Annotated in this window: 2 protein-coding genes; both read left to right on the plus strand. The window is 44.5% G+C overall.

All coding sequences use genetic code 11. From position 1 onward, the window contains the following. The first annotated feature begins 3 nt into the window (after positions 1-3). Positions 4-240 (plus strand): preprotein translocase subunit SecG, encoded by a 237-nt coding sequence (gene secG / locus WEIDD23_RS08475; RefSeq protein ID WP_003608067.1) that lies wholly within the window; start codon positions 4-6, stop codon positions 238-240. A gap of 73 nt (positions 241-313) precedes the next feature. Then, positions 314-530, plus strand: a 217-nt coding sequence (locus WEIDD23_RS13690) for a hypothetical protein (RefSeq protein ID WP_197458859.1), incomplete at its 3' end; no start/stop codon positions are given.

The raw sequence follows: 530 nt of genomic DNA on the forward strand, positions 1-530 counted from the left end.
ACAATGTACAACGTATTGTTGACAGCGATGATTGTCGTTGGCGTGTTAATTATTTTGGCAGTGTTGATGCAACCATCTAAGCAACAAGATGCTTTGTCTGCCTTGTCAGGTGGTGGCGGCGATTTGTTCGCAACGCAAAAGGCACGTGGGTTCGAGGCAGTGATGCAACGAATCACGGCTATTCTTGGAGCAATCTGGTTTATTTTGGGATTGGCACTAGTTTACCTATCTTCACACTAAACACAAACAGCGCTACTGACCTCTCGTGACTTGTTGCGAGGGGTCTTTGATTATATAGAAGAGTGAGATTTTAATGGACGCACAAAAATTACAGGACCAATTATTTGGTTTCCTAAAGGCGAATCCAACCCAAGCCTATCCAGCACAAACGTTGGTCGATGGTTTACGCTTGGATGACGCAAATGCCTTTACAAAGGTTGTTCAAGCTTTAGCAGCTTTGGAACGTGCCGGCAAAGTGAAGGTTAATGATGAAGGCGCATTCCAATATGACGCCGATAAGGAAGGTGTTA

Origin of the sequence: Weissella sp. DD23, from assembly GCF_001579105.1 — a bacterium.
In the GTDB taxonomy this organism is placed as follows: domain Bacteria; phylum Bacillota; class Bacilli; order Lactobacillales; family Lactobacillaceae; genus Weissella; species Weissella cibaria.

Coding starts and splice junctions, on each gene's coding strand:
- secG (WP_003608067.1), top strand. CDS start 4: ATGTACAACGTATTGTTGACAGCGATGATTGTCGTTGGCGTGTTAATT.